Source organism: Cryobacterium sp. SO1, from assembly GCF_004210215.2.
Classification (GTDB): domain Bacteria; phylum Actinomycetota; class Actinomycetes; order Actinomycetales; family Microbacteriaceae; genus Cryobacterium.
Map to the genome: position 1 here is coordinate 2,467,539 of NZ_CP067394.1, position 16,485 is coordinate 2,484,023.

At 64.4% G+C, this 16,485-nt stretch carries 16 protein-coding genes; 6 read left to right on the plus strand and 10 right to left on the minus strand.

The genetic code is table 11. The features are described 5' to 3' along the window. Positions 1-862 precede the first annotated feature (862 nt). From BJQ95_RS11650 to BJQ95_RS11675, 6 genes are all read right to left on the minus strand, one after another. Complete coding sequence (locus BJQ95_RS11650; RefSeq protein ID WP_130179063.1) at positions 863-2,245, minus strand: LysM peptidoglycan-binding domain-containing protein; 1,383 nt, start codon at positions 2,243-2,245, stop codon at positions 863-865. Further along, positions 2,242-2,910: a hypothetical protein gene (locus tag BJQ95_RS11655; protein ID WP_130179062.1), complete on the minus strand. Its 669-nt coding sequence runs from the start codon at positions 2,908-2,910 to the stop codon at positions 2,242-2,244. The genes BJQ95_RS11650 and BJQ95_RS11655 overlap by 4 nt, the downstream gene beginning before the upstream one ends. Further along, complete coding sequence (locus BJQ95_RS11660; RefSeq protein WP_130179061.1) at positions 2,907-3,443, minus strand: hypothetical protein; 537 nt, start codon at positions 3,441-3,443, stop codon at positions 2,907-2,909. The genes BJQ95_RS11655 and BJQ95_RS11660 overlap by 4 nt, the downstream gene beginning before the upstream one ends. 59 nt (positions 3,444-3,502) lie before the next feature. Further along, complete coding sequence (locus BJQ95_RS11665; RefSeq protein ID WP_130179060.1) at positions 3,503-4,900, minus strand: hypothetical protein; 1,398 nt, start codon at positions 4,898-4,900, stop codon at positions 3,503-3,505. Further along, complete coding sequence (locus BJQ95_RS11670) at positions 4,900-5,190, minus strand: hypothetical protein (protein ID WP_130179059.1); 291 nt, start codon at positions 5,188-5,190, stop codon at positions 4,900-4,902. The genes BJQ95_RS11665 and BJQ95_RS11670 overlap by 1 nt, the downstream gene beginning before the upstream one ends. Positions 5,191-5,257: 67 nt before the next feature. Next, entirely contained in the window at positions 5,258-5,554 is a 297-nt protein-coding gene (locus tag BJQ95_RS11675) for a WXG100 family type VII secretion target (RefSeq protein WP_130179058.1), read from the minus strand. A gap of 620 nt (positions 5,555-6,174) precedes the next feature. Between BJQ95_RS11675 and BJQ95_RS11680 the strand changes: the two genes are divergently transcribed. Beyond that, positions 6,175-6,408 (plus strand): hypothetical protein, encoded by a 234-nt coding sequence (locus tag BJQ95_RS11680; protein WP_130179057.1) that lies wholly within the window; start codon positions 6,175-6,177, stop codon positions 6,406-6,408. A 31-nt stretch (positions 6,409-6,439) separates the two neighbouring features. Next, positions 6,440-7,756 (plus strand): alpha/beta fold hydrolase, encoded by a 1,317-nt coding sequence (locus tag BJQ95_RS11685; protein WP_165385017.1) that lies wholly within the window; start codon positions 6,440-6,442, stop codon positions 7,754-7,756. Positions 7,757-8,096: 340 nt separating this feature from the next. Here the strand turns inward: BJQ95_RS11685 and BJQ95_RS19545 are convergent, their stop codons facing one another. After that, on the minus strand, positions 8,097-8,336 hold the full coding sequence (locus tag BJQ95_RS19545) for a hypothetical protein (RefSeq protein WP_165385016.1): 240 nt from the start codon (positions 8,334-8,336) through the stop codon (positions 8,097-8,099). A gap of 217 nt (positions 8,337-8,553) precedes the next feature. Between BJQ95_RS19545 and BJQ95_RS11690 the strand changes: the two genes are divergently transcribed. Further along, positions 8,554-10,107 carry a GMC family oxidoreductase gene (locus BJQ95_RS11690; RefSeq protein ID WP_130179055.1) on the plus strand — a complete coding sequence of 518 codons (1,554 nt, stop codon included), beginning with the start codon at positions 8,554-8,556 and terminating at the stop codon, positions 10,105-10,107. A gap of 94 nt (positions 10,108-10,201) precedes the next feature. Here the strand turns inward: BJQ95_RS11690 and BJQ95_RS11695 are convergent, their stop codons facing one another. Further along, positions 10,202-12,919, minus strand: coding sequence for an AAA family ATPase (locus tag BJQ95_RS11695; protein WP_130179054.1), 2,718 nt, complete (start codon positions 12,917-12,919; stop codon positions 10,202-10,204). A gap of 245 nt (positions 12,920-13,164) precedes the next feature. Here BJQ95_RS11695 and BJQ95_RS11700 point away from each other — a divergent pair, with 245 nt between their 5' ends. Further along, positions 13,165-13,686 (plus strand): hypothetical protein, encoded by a 522-nt coding sequence (locus BJQ95_RS11700; protein ID WP_130179053.1) that lies wholly within the window; start codon positions 13,165-13,167, stop codon positions 13,684-13,686. Positions 13,687-13,796: 110 nt separating this feature from the next. Here BJQ95_RS11700 and BJQ95_RS11705 read toward each other — a convergent pair whose 3' ends face one another. Then, a complete protein-coding gene (locus BJQ95_RS11705; RefSeq protein ID WP_130179052.1) occupies positions 13,797-14,003 on the minus strand; it encodes an ANTAR domain-containing protein in 207 nt (68 codons plus the stop codon). Between the two features lie 301 nt (positions 14,004-14,304). Next, positions 14,305-14,502, minus strand: a complete 198-nt coding sequence (locus tag BJQ95_RS11710) for a hypothetical protein (protein ID WP_130179051.1) — start codon at positions 14,500-14,502, stop codon at positions 14,305-14,307. Positions 14,503-14,834: 332 nt separating this feature from the next. On the opposite strand from BJQ95_RS11710, the gene BJQ95_RS11715 reads away from it, so the two are divergent. Together BJQ95_RS11715 and BJQ95_RS11720 are read left to right on the plus strand one after the other, a co-directional pair. Next, entirely contained in the window at positions 14,835-15,035 is a 201-nt protein-coding gene (locus BJQ95_RS11715) for a three-helix bundle dimerization domain-containing protein (protein ID WP_130179050.1), read from the plus strand. Positions 15,036-15,271: 236 nt separating this feature from the next. Beyond that, positions 15,272-16,468, plus strand: a complete 1,197-nt coding sequence (locus BJQ95_RS11720) for a glycosyltransferase (RefSeq protein WP_130179049.1) — start codon at positions 15,272-15,274, stop codon at positions 16,466-16,468. Positions 16,469-16,485: the final 17 nt, after the last annotated feature.

A 16,485-nucleotide genomic window follows, 5' to 3' on the forward strand; every position in this document is an offset into this window, starting at 1 on the left:
TGCCGACGGTGGCTCTTCACACCGTTGCGGCGGGAGTTCCACCAGTTCCCCACAACCATCAGCGGGGAGGCCAGCGCGAGAAGAAGGAAGCTCGGTGATTTGAAGATCACGGCGGTGACGACCCCGAGGAGGGCGGGCATCGCTGCCGCCAGCCACGGGAGCGGGTTGCGTTGGGGCTGGGTCGGCGCGGCCGGAAGACGGTAGTTCATTGCCGGCATCGCTGGCAGCAGGCGGGGCGGGCGGTTGTAGTCGAGTCGACCGGGTTCCGATGAAGGGAGAAGGTCGGCGTCCGCACGCGCGGCGGGCTGCACGATCAGCGCGCTGGGACCCAGCCGGAGTTGTGCCCCGGTCGGCCACGGGGTGTCGACCTCGCTCAGCGGGAGGTCGATCGTGTCGAGGGTCACGGGAACAAGTGACGGTCGCGCATCCGGGGATCGCCGCACGGAAACTGAGCCATCGAACGCGACGAGCAGGACCACCGCGGGTCCGCTCACCCTCGGCGCGTCGACCAGAAGGTGCCCCGCAGGATCGACCTGCACGGTGGCCTCTCCTATACCGAGGCGGAGGACTGAGCCTGCTCCGGCACCACCCGCAACACAGAGGTCGACCGACCCGTCCGGGCCTGACGAGGGCGCGTCGGTCTTTCCGAACACGACCGCTGAGCCGTCCCGCAGGCCCGTGTGTCGGAGCTCGGATTCTGCGCCGATCTGTCGGCCGTCGACCCACATCGTGGCACCACGTGGTGCTCCCACCTCGGCCGCGAGACGCTCCGCGACGGCAGCGGAAGGGGTGCGAGGATCCGCATCAATGGACAGAAGGGCTTCCCTGGCGCCCGCTCGGGCCACCACAAGTATCCCCACCGTCAGCCCGCGTTTCTGATCGCCGTGGCACGGTCACGGAACTGCACGTCTGGCAAAAATCCGCTGCGCAGGGTGTTGTCGTCGTCAACGGTGAACCGCCACTTCGCGCTGGGAATATCCGCCAAAACGATGACGACCCAGCCGAAGCGCGAACTCGCGAAACGCTCGGAGAGCAACGCTTGCTGCGCCGCCGATGGAGCACGGGACAACACGAGAATCCCGCGGCTTTCTGCCTCGAGTTCGGGGATGAGTTGGTCGAAGGTGGACATCCGCACGACGGTTTCGGGTTCAGGCAGGCCATTGCCGATCATCACGACCCGAGGCTCGTCCGACCAGGGGTTTCCGGTCAACTCTCCCAGCCATCGGCGCAAGACCTCGTGGGTGACCGGGGTCGGTCCCTCGAGACTGATTGGCCCGCGCGCCAATGCGAAGTCGACGAGCACTCGGCCAGACTCGGCTATGCCGAGCGTCACCAGGCGGGCGAACGCAGCCGTTGATCCTTCGGAGACGGGTTCGCTCTGCAGACGGGCTATCGACGCGGACCAACTCTGGCCGTCCTCCGACGCGGTCCACGGCTCGGGTGCCGGAGACACCGGGCTCGACAGCTTCAGTCGCATCGTCGGTCCTTCGAAGAACACGCCGAGCACTCGAGGCACCGCCGTTCCGGCCTTCTCTGCTGCGGCCATGAGAACCCGGAGCGCACGATCGACAATCCAGGACGCTGAAGTGTCGGTGCGCAGAAGGCTGTCATCAAAGGGGGTCCCCTTGGATGCCGCCCGACGGCGCGCCCGCACCGCGAACGCCACGGCGGCCACGATGCCCGCGACGAGCGCAATCACTCCGATGATTACGGCGGCGGGAATCCCGGCCCCGGCCTCGTCGCCGGGGTCCGCGGCAGGCTCTTCGCCCTGGTCAGGTTCCGTGCCTGCCTCGCCTTCTCCCGGCGCGGGCGTTTCGACGTCGCCGACCACGGGCAACGGGCCGAACTCGATTCCCGGACCAGCGGCATCCGACGGCATCTGCAGCGTCCAGCCCGCATCGACTACCGTCGGATCGGTCAGGGTCTTGCCGTCCGGCTGTGCTCGGCCTTTGTTCAGGTCGAAGATCTCGGTGAAACGATTTCCGTCGCCGAGGAAACGCTCGGCAATCTCGAACAGGAACTCCGGCTCGCCGGTTTCCTTTCGGACGACCACGTAGTAGTTGACGTCTTCGTCGGTAGAGCTCCGCTCGACCGTCGCCAGGGCCGAGGAGACTGCCGTCGGAGCGCCCGCGTGCGCGGAGTCCACGGAACTGAGCGCCACCATCGGAAAGGCCACAAGGCCGGCCACGATCAGGCCCGGTAGGGCGGACCTGAACGACGGCAGTCCCCCGCGATTCACCCTCATGCTGCACGAGCCGATCCGGGAACCATGGCGGCATCGCCAAGATGCTGCGGGCCGTCATCGCCTGCCCACCGGAATGTCGTCATCACCGCGTCGAAGAACAGCACGAGAGCGTCGGCGAGTTGCTCGGACTGTGGTGAATTCCACATCACGTTGAAGGACAGCGTCAGCCACTGCCCCTCGATCTCGTCGCGGCTGATCGTGTAGACCACTTGCCGTGAGGAGGCCTGCGGCCATTCCGGATCGGACTCCACATCGCGCAAGACCGAGGTGACCCGAGCCGCCGGGCGACCGTCGACCTCGAGCACCTCGCTTTCGTCGTAGCCATCCGTCATGACGCTGGCCACGATTTTCATAGGGTCCTCACCCGCGTCGCTGTCGAACTCGACCTCGATGATCGAAGCCGGAACCAGAATGCCGTGGATCGGCTGCACCGGCAGATAGACGACCGACGCCCCGGCGTTGTCCGCGTCGTTGATCGCGCCCCGGAGGCGGTCGCGGGACATCCGTCGCAACGGTTCGGTGCTGTCGCGCGGAAGGTCCGGGGGCAGTACGCGCGATACCACCTGCTCAATGGCCTCATCGAGCTCGCGTTCCCTCCCCTCCCCTGCGGGAAAGCGCGCCCACCCCTCGGGGAGAAGGAATACCCAGGCATCTGTGAGTTTCATGTGTGCTCTTCCTGAACGTGGATGGTGCCGATGAGCTCGTCGAGCACGTCGGGCATAAGTGGGAGTAGCGCGAGGTCGGTCGTTCGCCAAGTGAGCACTACGTCAGCGAGTTCGGTGCGGAGGGCGAGGACGATACTTGCCCACGCGACGCCGTCTGAGTCGAGGTCGACCCGGGTGACGCGGAGCGCGTCGCCGGAATCGAACTCGGGGTATTCGACATCAGGCGGATCCATGGCCGTCCCGCCGGTGGCCCCGCAGACCGCCAACAGGTCCGTCGGAGCCAGCGGATCGAACGCTGCGACCGCCACGTGAACGGGAATCGGTGTTCGACCGGCGACGCCGACAGCGGCGATGATGCGGTTGCTCGGACCGATCCCGGCGGCGAACTCCGCGAGGGTGCTCACGGCGCCGGTGGCCATCTCTTCGAGTTCCGCGCTTTCGGGGCCGATTGCGTCGCCGTCGGGCGGGCCGAGCGAGGAGACCACCAGGATCGTCGCCCAGTCCCGCCAGTCGTCCGCCGCCGGAACCGGCACGACAAGCCACGAGGGGGCCTCCGCCAGAGAACTCCACCGGAGGCGATCGTCGTCTCCCGTCACAGCGGTCCGCCCGGCCTAGCCGACGTCAGTTTGGAGTACTGGGCGTCGGCCCACGACCATTGGGTGCGCGAATCGCCGGCGTTTGTCGAGGGATTGGCGATACCGCCGAACACGCCGGCAGTCCAACCCCAGGTCTTTGCGGCACCGCCGACGTACAGCCATTTCGGCACCCCTCCGGTCGACCCGGCTCGGAAGGTGTCGAAAATGGTGCGGTTGATGGTGTTGAGGTCCATGGCGTCGTCGATGCCGAGAACCTTGTCCCACCGCCATTTCCCCGCTATATCGGTGAATTTGTCCTTGTTGCCCTGGAGGTAGCCCGGGTTCCGCACATCCCACCAGGCTGGCTTCACCTTCTTGCCGTCCATGAACGTCTGGAAGTTCCGCAGGGCGGCGACCCGTGATTCAGTCAACGCCGCGGGCGATCCGCCCCCGGGTGTCCTCCCCGTCCTAGTCCAGCCGATCCGGGCATAGAGACGACTGATGTCGCGGCCGAGAGCACTGCTCCCCAACTTGAGGCTCGCGGCCTGCCCGGCTTTCAACACCTTGGTAGCGATGGCCCCGAAGCCGATCAGCACAAGGCCGACCACTCCGGCGATGACGTTGAGCCAGCTCGTCTCTCCCTGAGCCGCCAGGATGATGTTGAAGACTACCGCCACAGCGGCGACGCCCAGCCCGATGATCGCAATGATACCGACACCGCTGACCACCAACCCGACGATCGCCAGCGCCAATCCGATATAGCCGAGCACCTCGACGAGCTTCTTGAGGACCTTATTCAGAACGTGGATGCGCCTCTCGTGTGTCGACGACTGAAGTCCGTCAACGTCCCAGCCGTGGCGGATCGCCGCGGCGGTGCGGTCGGCCGCTTCACCCAATGCGCTCATCGCCCGCTCCGCCCGGCTCTTTGCCGCCGCCAGATCGGCCCCAGCATGGTCCAGAGCGCGGGTCCGAGCCTGCGACTCCCGGTCTTCCGTGGGAGTGGGCGGTGGTGCGTCTGCGGTGCGCGTGTCCAAAGGATCAGGCAGATTCTCGGCCGAGCGTTTGCTGGCAGATGCCTCCGACGCCTCGGATACCGCCCTCCAGGTTTCCGACCGCGCGAGTTCCAAGTCCTCTCGATAGCCGACGAGAGCGCGCTCCACCTGGTCATACCGGTTAGCCGCCTTGCCGATCGCCTCCGCGCTGTCCCTCGCCCGTTTGCGCATCGCGTCAGCGGACACTCCCTTAAGAAGGGTTTCGTCGCCGTCGCCGATCTTCTTGAGCAGCGTCGCCTGGGTGGTGAGCGCCGAGGAGATTTCCTTGTAGTGAAGGATGGCTGGATCAAGGTCGACCGCCCCGCTCGGCACGGGATCGGTGGCGTGGTCGAGCAAATGCCAGTCGGCGGCGCGTGCCCCCATCAGGTGTCCGCCGGGGTGATCACGTCAGCGAGCTGGATCTCGGTCTCGCCCCACGTCTCAGAGGCCTGTTGCATCTTGGCCTGGAGGTCTTTGAGGTTCACGGTCAGCTTCTCCCGTTTGACCCACCAGTCTTCGACGAAGTCGTACATCGCGGATTCCACTGTTTCGTGCCCCCAGATGTCTTTTTGATCATCCCTGCTTTTATTGGCGTTGGTGAACTCGTCGAAGATCGCCTTAAGCTGTTCAGCCGCTTCGTCGACGGCGATGGAGGTGACCACAAGGTCGGGCATTAAGGGTTCCTTCCGCAGACCGGACGACCCGGCCGCGATCGCGGCCGGATCGCTTGGAGACTTGTTGTCAGCCCTTGATGACCTTGGCGAGCTCCTCGTCTGTGCCTCGCAGGGCGAGTGCCGCCTGCTTGATGTATTCGCTGATGCCGTCGAGTGAACCGACCATCTTCGTCGCAGATTCGTTGAAGTCGGTGTAGGTGGCTTCGAATGCGACGGACGCCTTCTCGGTCACGAAGCCGCCTGAGACGAGGCCGCCGACGAGGTTCTTCAACTCCCCCAGCTTGGACTCCAAGTCCATCTGACCGTTCTGCAGTCGCTTGGCAGCGTCATCCATTTCGTCATAGGTCACGTTCAAATTCGCCATGTCAAGGCCTTTCAATTTGCATTGTGGTCTGGTCTATTTGTTTTGTAGGTGCACTGTCCGGAAGCAACGCTATACACATTGGAACGTGCCGTCCACCCTCCTACGGGTTACACGGCGTGTCTAACGGGTTACGCGGCGTGTCGGCGAGAGAAAGGCGCCTCCCGCACCACACTTCCCCCTCAGGCCCGGACCGGGACCGCCGCCGGCATCGCCTCCAGTGGGTCTACGGAACAGTCAAGATCGCCCGTCTTGACGACGGACGGATCGAGCCGGTACATCGATAGTCGCGGTTTGCTGGTCACTGGATCTCCTCAGAGGCGGCGGCACGGTCGTCCGTCTCGCCCGCTGCCAGCTCCTCGAACTCGTTCGGGCGGTGCACCGTGCTCTGCGATGTCCGCGAACTCTGAGCGCATCCGCTGCAGGCGCCCGATCGTCACGGCAAGCTCGGCGTCGAGTGTCCGAAGCGCTTCGCCCGGATCGTCGTGGGCGCTGCGCATGGCGGCGATCCGGGTGAGCGGCAGGCCGATGTTGGGCCCATTTGGGCATTTTCGGGCCCGGCTTGACCCGGTCCCTAGGACATAGTGTGTGATGGAATCTCACGCCGTTACAAGGAGATTCGGATGTCATCGACCGTCACCAACCGGTCCGGAGCGAGGCGCTTAGTTGCCGTGCTCGCTGTGATCGGCATCGGGCTGCTGAGTGCCTGCAGCCCTGACGCTGCCGAAAGCGAGCACACCACGATGCCCGACGTCGCCGCACTCGCCGGCCCGCTCGCCGACCAGGAACTCTCGTGGGACAACTGCCAGTTCGCCTCGGCGCTCGATCCCACAGACACCGACATCAGCAATGTGTAGTGCGCCACGGTCAAGGTGCCGCAGAATTGGAATGACCCCGACCCCCACAAAGACCTGGGATCTGCGTATCTCGCAAGCAAAGAACATCGAGACCGACGATCCCGACTACAACTCCACCGTGCTCATTCACCCGGGCGGTCCCGCCGCGCCCGGCCTGCCCTTTGCCGCGCAGATCCAGCAGGCAACGCCCGACTTGAAGGCGACCACCAACTTCGTGACTTTCGACCAGCGCGGCATCGGCCAGAGCAGCATCGTGGAGTGCGAGTATCGGTACGACCCGGTAGCGGGCGAGCAGGGTGAGCTGGAGGCGATCGCCGCGGCCTGCTCCGACGTCCCCGAAGTGCGCACCGTCACCTCCGAAAAGACCGCCTACGACATGGACTTCATCCGCCATCTGCTCGGAGCGCCGTCGGTGACCTACTTCGGCTCGTCGTATGGCACCTGGCTCGGCACGTGGTTCGGGTCGCTCTTTCCTGAGAACATCGACCGGATGGTCTTCGATTCCGCCCTCGATGTCACCCACGATTCGATGGAGCATTTCCTGTCGGCGCAGTACACCGGCTTCGATCGACAGTTCCGCCTCCACCTGATGAATCGGATCGCTCGCAACGACGCCGCTTACGGTCTCGGCGACGATCCCGAGGCAATCTGGACGCGATACTTCGCGGCCTCCGACCAACCGGAGTTTTCGGAAGCGGCTGGACTTGTCTGGACCACCACGGGAGCGTTGGCGACGTTCAGCAAGAATGTCCCCTACCCCGTCGCAGCCGAACTCGTGCAACAGATCATCGCCGAGGGCGAGTCGGAAGCCGACAGTGCGGTGGCCCCGACGGGCGACCCTGCGGGCGCGGCCTCCCGGATCCTTGACCGCCTTGACCCGGCGGTTGTCCCCACCCCACTTGTGGATGCTGCACGCGCACAGATCGCCTTTCAATCACAGCCCGCTCCCGCTGAGCCGGAGACGCGTACCTTCGCCAGCACCGTCGACTTCGCCTATTGCAACGACGGTCAGTGGACCCAGGGTGCGGGATATTGGACGGCCGAGAACGCGAAGACCGCCGACGTCGCACCGTTGACGAAGCAACTGGGCCGACTGGACGCGCCGCCGCTGTGCGCGTGGTGGCCGAGCAAGCTGGCGATGCCGGGCCCGCCGGCGGATTTCCCCGAGACGCTGGTGATTCAGAGTGAAGTCGACGCACTCACCCCCCTGGAAAGCGGACGAACCACCGGCACAAAGCTTCCGAACACCAGCCTCCTCCTCATCAACAACGAAGGAGTGCACGGCGCCTTCCCGTACGGCACTCACGGTGTCGACACTCCGGTAACGGAGTTCCCTCTCGGGCGGTGACCGACAGGGTGCCATCACCGTCACGGGCGCCCGCCGTGTCCCGCTGGAGGCGTCAGAGTTCGAATCATGGTGGCCGCTTGACAAGCACGGTGAGCACATCGGCTCAGAGGACGGGCAACCGACGTTCACAGACCCCAGTGTTCCGGCACGGGACCATTCCGCGGGTCTCTGATCCGCCGTTTCCCCGCCCCGCGAAGCCGATGCCGGATGAGGCACCAGAAATGAGCACTACTGATGCAGCCGCGCCTGTCGACTCGTTTGGATTCAATACTGTTGTCATCTTTCGAGGTTAGAAATCACGGCGACCATCTGCATCGGTGAAACCACGGACTGATGGATCTTACGTTGGGCGCCGCCCGGCGCCCAGGAGCGTGAACCCGATCAGCAAGAGAGGGAATACCGTCGGCGCCGCTGCGACGACACCGAGCACGGTTCCGAGCACCGAGATCATCGTGCCGATTCCGAGAGAGGTGTGGCGACCAAACCGCTCCGTGAGCCGGCCAAACGGCACCACGGCACGGCCTGCTCCCAAGGTGCTGAGCGTGGCAGCCGCACCCGCAATCGCGTCACTTCCGCTCACCTGAACGGCGAGAACCGAACCCAGCGACGTAGATCGCTTTCATTCGAGCGGGTGGCGCCATCACCCAAAGTAGAAACGCCTGAACCCGATTGGGCGGCCGACGGCCAAGACGGGGACACGTCAGTGCTTCCACTGATGGAATCGGCGCAGATAATCCGTAGCTTCGGTTGAACGGTGTCGCTTTCGACATCTCTCACCAACTACCGATGGAGACTCCATGTCATTCACCGACCAGCCGACCGAGACTCAGCAGACGCAGTCACATGCTCAATACGATTACATCGTGGTGGGGGCAGGCACAGCCGGCAGTGTCATCGCCACTCGTCTGACCGAGGATCCCGAAGTGCGGGTCCTCCTGCTCGAGGCCGGGTCGAGCACTCCCCTGCCTGGGATGGCAACTCCGGTGGTCTGGCCCATGCTGCTCGGCTCGTCCGCAAGTTGGTGCGACAACACAGTCGTTCAGGATTTCACCGGCCAGAGCATCGCGGCCCCCCGCGGAAAGGCCCTGGGCGGCTCGTCCAGCATCAACGGGCTGACCTACGCTCGCGGCCACCGGTCCAGCTACGATTCCTGGGTTAAGCAGGGTGCATCGGGCTGGGGATTTGATGACCTGCTCCCGTACTTCCGGCGCAGCGAGTGCGCGGTCCAGCGCGACGGCGCCCTCCGCGGCACCGATGGTCCGCTGACGGTAGGGCCCACACCCGATCCCAGCCCCGCCGTGGTGGCTGCGTTGGCCGCTGCTGCGGAACTCGGCTACCCGATGGCCGACGACATCAGCGGCGGACTTGAGGACGGCTTCGGATTGGCGGATGTCAACGTGAAAGACGGTGTGCGCCAGAGCGCCGCCGATGCGTACCTGCGTCCCGCGATGGCTCGCCCGAACCTCCACGTCGTCACCGACGCGACCGTGAGCCGCCTCGTCATCGGCGACGGCGTGTGCACCGGAGTCGAATTCACCATCTCTGGAGCTTCGATGACCGCCACTGCCCAGCGAGAAGTCATCCTCACCGCGGGGGCGATTGGCTCCGCGCAGTTGCTGCTGCTCTCGGGTATCGGCCCTGCCGACCACCTGGCCGAGCTCGGCATCGACCTGGCGTTGGACCTACCCGGTGTCGGCACAAATCTTCATGATCACCCGATGTCCACGGTTCTCTATGAGGCAGCATCCCCGCTCGAGACCATTCCGAGCAGCGTCTGGGGCCAGGGAATCGGCCTCGTACAGACCACCGGTTCCGCCGCCGGACCCGATCTGCAAATCCTTCTGATCAGCCAGCCGTACCGCGCCCAAACGCTTCCCGGTCCAGACAATGGATACGCCATCGGATTCTCGGCGATAGTGCCGCACAGCCGCGGCACGGTACGACTGCAGAGCTCCGACCCGGCCATGGGGCCCCTCATCGACCCCCGCTACCTCTCTGACCCACGCGACGTCGAGGTCATGACGGAAGGTCTACGCGTGGCTCAAAGCATCGGCCGCGCCGCTGCACTTGCCGCGTGGCGCGGAGACGAGGCTCAGCCGGGCCGACCGCTGAATGACAATGAGGATGTGCTCGACTACCTCCGGGAGAGCCTACTGGTCTACTTCCACTACGCCGGAACCTGCCGCGTGGGCACCGACGACCTTGCGGTTGTCGACCCCGAACTCCGAGTTCGTGGCATCGCCAATCTTCGGGTGGCCGATGCATCCATCATGCCGTCGCCTGTCTCGGCAAACACGAATGCCACGGTCTACGCAATCGCGGAGCGCGCAGCCGAACTCATTAGGGGCTAAGTAGCCTCCCCCCAACAGGCCTGGAGAGGCCTGTTGGGCCCGGCACGCGCAAGGTGATCGTGATCGGCGCGGGTCGCCAGGTGGCGTCAGGCCGTCAGCGGGGGTCCCGGATTTTGGAACGAGACGCCGCGCCGGTTTTCCGCAGAATCGCCGATACGTGAGATTCGACGGTGCGGATGCTGACAAACAGTTCGGCCGCGATCTCCCGGTTGGTGTGACCCGCAACCAGAGCCACCCGCACCCGCTGTTGTGCGGCGGTCAACGCGGAACTCGACCTGGTCTTGCGCGCTGTCGCGACGGCGGCAGCGACCTGCTCACGGACATCGACGCTGTCGCTCGCGTTGGCACGCTCCGTAGCCATATCGAGTTCCCGGCGGCCGAGCGTCACCTTGCGAAGTCGGCTCAGCACTCGAGCCCGCTGTAGGCGGCACAGCGCCTCGTCTGCGAAGCGGTGGGCGTGGACAGCCGCGTCTACAGCGAGGCCGGCTTCGGCGAGTGCCTCCTCGAGACGGCCGGCCGCAGCGAATTCCATCGAAGTCAGCCGGTGCAGGCCGATGCGTGCGAGCGGTCGGTCCCTCGTTGCCAGGAACGAGCGCATCACGGCAAGGCGATCCGCTGCCTCCTCGTTGTTCCCCATCATGAAGAGTGCCTCGATCAAAGGCAGGTCGATGCGAAAGCGACTGCCGGGTTCGACGAGTTGCAGCGCATCGGCAACCAACGCAGCCTGTCGAAGATGATCGACAGCAGCCGACCAATTTCTTTGCGCAAGAGCGGAGAACCCGCGAAGTGCGGGCACGATCATCTTCACGAATTGGCCCGTGCCTACATCCGAGTCGTGCCAACGTCCGAGCATTTCACGCAGCTCATCGTGCCTGGCCTCGCTGACCAGCACCAGACCCACGATTGGCAACACGCTGGCGGGCAGACTGGAAGAGTCGGCACGGTGACCTGACTCTGCCAGGAGTGCTATCGCGGCCGCCACGTTCCCGCCCGTCAGCTCGACGTGGGCGGCGTGCGCCAGGAACGCACGCTCGATGCCGTCCTTCCCTTCGGTCCTGGCCCAGTCCACGAGTTCGGAAAGAGCGAGACGCGAGGAGGCGAAATCGTCGACGAGATGCGCGAGAAACCCGGTCGCGGCCAGGCCGGTGTCCTCAAGACCCGACACGATCTGGATGCCCTGACGGCGAGTGCTTTCGTCGATCAGTTCCGCATTGAGACCGCCGCCGGCGTCGAGTTGAGACCGGATGGTGCCCCTCAGCGCTCGATGGACCGCGTTTGGAGCGTCGACACTTCTGAGCCGGTCGAATGCCAGCGACGAGAGTTGGCCGCGCTCCGTGACCGTCATGAGATCGTCAGCAACCATGTGCGCTTGCACGACCGCTTGCCGGATCCGATCGTCCGCTGCCTTGTCAAGGTGTCGAACGAGGAAAGCGGTCACAGCATTCCGACCGCTGACGGATGCGAGTGCACTCGTCGATAGGGCAATGAAGGCGTCGAACTGGTGTATGTCTAGCCGTTCTGTGGCCACGTGCTCGAGTGCGGTGAGGCACGCCGCCAGATCTCCGGCGGAGGAGAGCTGCTGCGCCTGACTCAGCACCCGATCCACATACTGCGTAGACGCGGGATCGGTTCGCCAGACTGCCTGGGCAGCGAAGTGAGCCGAGCGCAGACGGGCCCCACGCTGCCGCATGACAACCGCGGCCTCCGAGAGGGCTGCTGAGATGAATTCATCGGGCCCGCTGGGCTGCGACTGCTGCAGATGCTGCGCCTTGACGACGGGGTCGTGCACCGCATCGGCAATGAACCGGTGCAGGTTTCGGCGACGGCCAGGGGTAAGACGAGCTGCCGCTGCCGAAGCATGAAGCGGATGCCGCGTTCTCACCGTCTCCGTGGTCAAGGACAGGAAGCCGGCGGCTTCCGCGTCATCAACGGCACCCTCTGAGATTCCCGCGAACGACAGAACGGCAGCCAGAAGATCATGTTTGGGATGGCCCAGCAACGCCACGATCGACACGACGTCGCTGGCTTCCGCGCTCAAAAAGCGCAACCGCTCGGCGATGGCCCCCGCCAGCGACGGTGGAACCGCGACCGTGCCAAGCATGCGGGCACCAAGGTCAGCGAGAGACCCACGGCTCATCAGTTCGAGTGCCCAGAGCGGATTACCGCCCGTGTGCTCGCGCAAGGCGACCACCTGCGCCTGGGTCAGGGTCGACGGCCAGCCCGGACGGATCACACCGTCGAGTTCCTCAACCGACAGGCCCTGAAGGACGCGCTCGTCTGTGAGGTCAAACCCCAGGTCGAGTGCTTTGCTGGGGGAATCGACGGTCGGCCGACTCGCTGCGAGTAGGTACACCCGGTGGCTCGCCGAACGCCTGAAGGCGCGCTCGACTGTGGCTCGCGATTCGGCATCCGCCCACTGGGCATCATCGATCACGATCGCAACAGGTCTCCGCGACGAGATATCGGCCAGAATGCCCTCGAAAGCGATGGCAGTAGCCAGCGACGGCAGCTCAGTGGCAGCGGGTTGACGGCCCATCGCGATCTGCAGAAAAGAACGATACTCATCGGGAACGCTCGTGAACGAACTCAAATCCAGCGGTTCCAGCAGGTCCCAAAGCATGCTGTAAGACGTGTGCCGCTCAGCGAACGAGGGCGTGGCTCGCAGCACGATGAAGCCCGCCGCCGTGAACCGGGCCGCGGCCTCGCCGATCACCGTCGACTTGCCCATGCCGGCCTCACCGGTCACCAGAATCTGTCTCGCTTGCCCGTGCGGCATCGCGGCAATCTCTGCCAGAAGCAGCGTTCTGGTCATTTTGTCAGCTTCCTCACGGCGGTCGCGCTTTCTCCGATTCGACCCACCTTAGTGAGTCGGCCTGTCATCTCGGCCACACCAGATGGCCTCCGTCAACGACTCGCTGCTCATCCCCCTGAGATCTCCGTACTTCCACGGATGACTCGGCCTGAGCCACTTCAATACGCTCATCAGATGAGAGCAATCACGCGCGTGGACCGATCGCGGATCACGGGGCTCCCATCGTCACGGACATCGGACCTACTGTGAGACGGATTGGCGACTTCCTGCTCGACCATCCGAGTGTGGTGACGGGATCCCTCATCGGCATGGTGCTTGCCCAGTTCGTGGTGTCGCTATGGATCCCCGCCGTCGCGGTGTCTGCGCCATTCGACGGCCTCGGCACAGAGCGACGGCAGGTCGCTGTCAGTGCGTTGGCGCTGGGAGTTGCTGGCGTCGCGGCGATGGTCGGTGGATTCTCCGGCGTTGTCGTGCTCTTCGGCTTGAGCAGTATCGACCAGCGGTTTCGCACCGTGCGCCTCATGGCGTCCACGAGCCTTCAGCGCAATTGGATGTCGGTGGTGACGACCCCGCTCGCGGCCGCATTCGGTTCGCTCCTTGCGTCAGCCCTGGCCTCCGCCGGCGCAACCAGCGTCGCTCTCTGGGCCCTTGAAGCGTGTGTCCTCCTGGCCGCCCACGGGGCAATTCGACTGGTTGTCGTGTTGTTCGAACTTGTCAAAGTGGTCGATGAGTCGGATGCAGCGGCAGAGCAGTCCCTGGCTGACTAGTGTCAGGCGGAGGACCCCCTCTGGCCCACCCCGGAGTTTCTCTCGTCTACGCCTTCGTCGCTCAGAGCCCTGATAGTTTCCACGAGTGCCCGGAAAAGCAACCGAAGGCGTTAGATGAAGGTAATCCGGCAAGCGATAACGTCCGCGGCCACGGCATCCACGAGTAGTCCTGTGGCTTCCGCATACCCCACCAGGCGTCGCAGCGCATCGTCTGGGTCCGTGTGGGTCTGAGCGATGATCACACCGGTGGCTTGGTGCACCTCTGGGTTGTACCAGCTGGTGGATAGCTTGAACTGTTGATGGCTTTCGATGGACACGTTCTGTCTGGCTTTCCGCCTCGATTTCGGGTGGTGAGGCTCGCATCCATTCTGAAGCACGTCCCCCGAATGGGTCAATACCATCTTCGGTGAGCTGTCTCGGGCCCGTCGAGTTTTCCGGTGGAGGGCTAGAGGCCGGCTTATTCCTTCAGTGTGCCCGGCCGACTCAGCCTTGCGACCGCGACCCAGCGTATTCTTCAGCTGCCCGGAGGGAACAACATCCCGCGAGGTCCTCGTTCTCACAGACGGAGGAGCCCGTGTTGTGTCGGTGTCTCTGATGTTCGAACAGCAGACCTGGCTGTTACGCCACTTCGTACAGCCTTTCGAGGGCGCAGGTGATTGAGTCGAAGCTACCGATTGGGTGCGCCTGATCGTCCCGGACCAGGAATCCTCGAGGCGTGCGTTGAATGGCGCCCGCCAGCTCGTTGGTGACCTCGTGACGCACTTCCCACATCGCCGGCCCGGCCCCCACAACCGAGAAAAGCTGTTCATAGTCCATCGAGAGTGCCTCACGTCTCCGGATTGCCTGCGGATGTCTTCCGCGATTCAAGTGTGCTCTTCGTATGCCACTGGCGTAGCTGTCCATTTGTTTAATAGCGGGTGTCGTAACCAGGACAACCACGATCCGTCCGAGCGACTCGGCTGGCAGCAGACACCGGAACTGGGCCACGTTGTTGCGGCTGGTGCTCACCGGAAAGGCGCTGGGATGTGCGCTGCCTTTCCCCACTCAAAGCAGTGCCATACAGTGCGGCAGATGAACACTCGCTCTGAAAACCACCGGGCGTTCGGGTGGGAATTGACGGGGCCTGGCATTTTGAGGACACTCAGATCGTGACCACGGACATAGATGATGAAGAGACCATCCGCCAAGTCGTCGACCGGCTCGAGAAGAAGTTCCCCGATCTCCCCCGAATTCAGATCGAGGACGTTACTCGATCCGAATTCGCGGCCCTCGCCGACCGACCTGTGAGGGACTTCCTCACCATACTCACTGAGCGCGCGGCAAAGAAGCGACTTCGGAAGGCCGAGTAGACGATCGGAGCGCCAGCAGCAAACCAGCATCGACCGGGACCCGCGCCAGCAACCTCCGCGCGATCAATCGTCAGCGGTCGTTCATCCGATGCACACTGTCAGTTAATCGACTTCGCGCCGTGCTCCTTACAACATTGTCCGAACGGCATCCTCGCTTTCTGTCTGATGCCACCTGATGCTCTCGAAGATTCGCCGCACCCGAACCTGCACCATGCTCCCTCCCGAAAGGCGTCGCGATGAACCGTCCTATCCGAGTGCTGTCGCTCTACGAAGGCTTCTTCGCCGGTGGAGCCCGCATCCTGCACACCGATCTCATCGCCGGACTACACAGCCAGGCCAACCAGGTGCACAGCGTCCTGTCAATCGCGTCGGCAGCGCGCCGCGAGTCGTCCGTGCAGCACTTGCACACTGACCCCCGGTACCTGCACCTCATCCAGTCAGGCATCGAGGTGACAACCCTGGGGCGGCTGGCCGGCGCGGACGCACCGGCGCCAGCGACATTCACCGAACGCCAGCTGCGCATCGCCGCGGACGCGGTCCGGCAAGCCGATGTCGTACTGTCTTTGAAGGAACAGCCGATCGGGCTCCTGCTCGCCTTACGCGAGCGTGGCTGGATGCCCGGCATCCCGGTCGCAGCCTGCCTTCATCGATCCGACCCGACGCACTCGGGGGCCGCTCTCTCCTGGCTCAGCGAAGCGTCTGCCAGCGGTCTGTTGACAACTGAAATCTCGTGCGCCCGGTCCACCAGCGACGCTTACGCGCCTTTCCTCGCGCCCACCACTGAGCGATTCGTCATCGGCAACGGCATTGACACCGATCGCTTTCGCCCCGCAACGGAGGATGAGCAAGCGTTTACACGAAGTCGGTTGGGGATACCGGCCGCGGCGCCCGTCGTGGTGCTTGCCGCCAGATTCGACGAGATGAAGAATCCCGGCCTGTTCCTGCGTTCCGCCGTCCTGTTGTCGCGGCAGCGTCCCGAGACGCACTTCCTTGTGTGCGGCGCTGGAATGACGCCGGGGAACGACGCATTCCGCACCCTGCTCACCGAGTCGGGTGTCAGCGGTACAACGAACGTTCACGCCCTCGGCCTTCGCGACGACATGCCGACGATCTACCAGATCGCCGACATCGTTTCGCTCACGAGTGCTTTCGGTGAGGCCTCACCACTCTGCCTCCTCGAAGGCGCTGCCTCAGGAGCGACGCCAGTCACAACCGATGTCGGCGACTCCGCAGTTACGGTGCAGGGCATCGGATTCGTCACGACGCACGACCCCGCGAACATCGCCGCGACCTGGCATGACGTACTCGACCGACGAGTGGAGCTCCGCAGCCGCAGTCTCTCCGCGCGCGATCGCTTCGGACGCCAACGAATGATTGCCGATTACGTAGCCGTCGTGGGCACCCTGCTGGGGAGCAATCGGGCAGCGGCCTGACAAGGGCTCTCCGAGCA

Bases quoted from the DNA above. Each gene is read 5' to 3' on its own strand.
- BJQ95_RS11650 (WP_130179063.1), bottom strand. From the start codon at position 2,245: ATGAGGGTGAATCGCGGGGGACTGCCGTCGTTCAGGTCCGCCCTACCG.
- BJQ95_RS11680 (WP_130179057.1), top strand. From the start codon at position 6,175: ATGTCATCGACCGTCACCAACCGGTCCGGAGCGAGGCGCTTAGTTGCC.
- BJQ95_RS11695 (WP_130179054.1), bottom strand. From the start codon at position 12,919: ATGACCAGAACGCTGCTTCTGGCAGAGATTGCCGCGATGCCGCACGGG.
- BJQ95_RS11685 (WP_165385017.1), top strand. From the start codon at position 6,440: ATGACCCCGACCCCCACAAAGACCTGGGATCTGCGTATCTCGCAAGCA.
- BJQ95_RS11710 (WP_130179051.1), bottom strand. From the start codon at position 14,502: ATGGACTATGAACAGCTTTTCTCGGTTGTGGGGGCCGGGCCGGCGATG.
- BJQ95_RS11720 (WP_130179049.1), top strand. From the start codon at position 15,272: ATGAACCGTCCTATCCGAGTGCTGTCGCTCTACGAAGGCTTCTTCGCC.
- BJQ95_RS11675 (WP_130179058.1), bottom strand. From the start codon at position 5,554: ATGGCGAATTTGAACGTGACCTATGACGAAATGGATGACGCTGCCAAG.
- BJQ95_RS11665 (WP_130179060.1), bottom strand. From the start codon at position 4,900: ATGGGGGCACGCGCCGCCGACTGGCATTTGCTCGACCACGCCACCGAT.
- BJQ95_RS11655 (WP_130179062.1), bottom strand. From the start codon at position 2,910: ATGAAACTCACAGATGCCTGGGTATTCCTTCTCCCCGAGGGGTGGGCG.
- BJQ95_RS11670 (WP_130179059.1), bottom strand. From the start codon at position 5,190: ATGCCCGACCTTGTGGTCACCTCCATCGCCGTCGACGAAGCGGCTGAA.
- BJQ95_RS11690 (WP_130179055.1), top strand. From the start codon at position 8,554: ATGTCATTCACCGACCAGCCGACCGAGACTCAGCAGACGCAGTCACAT.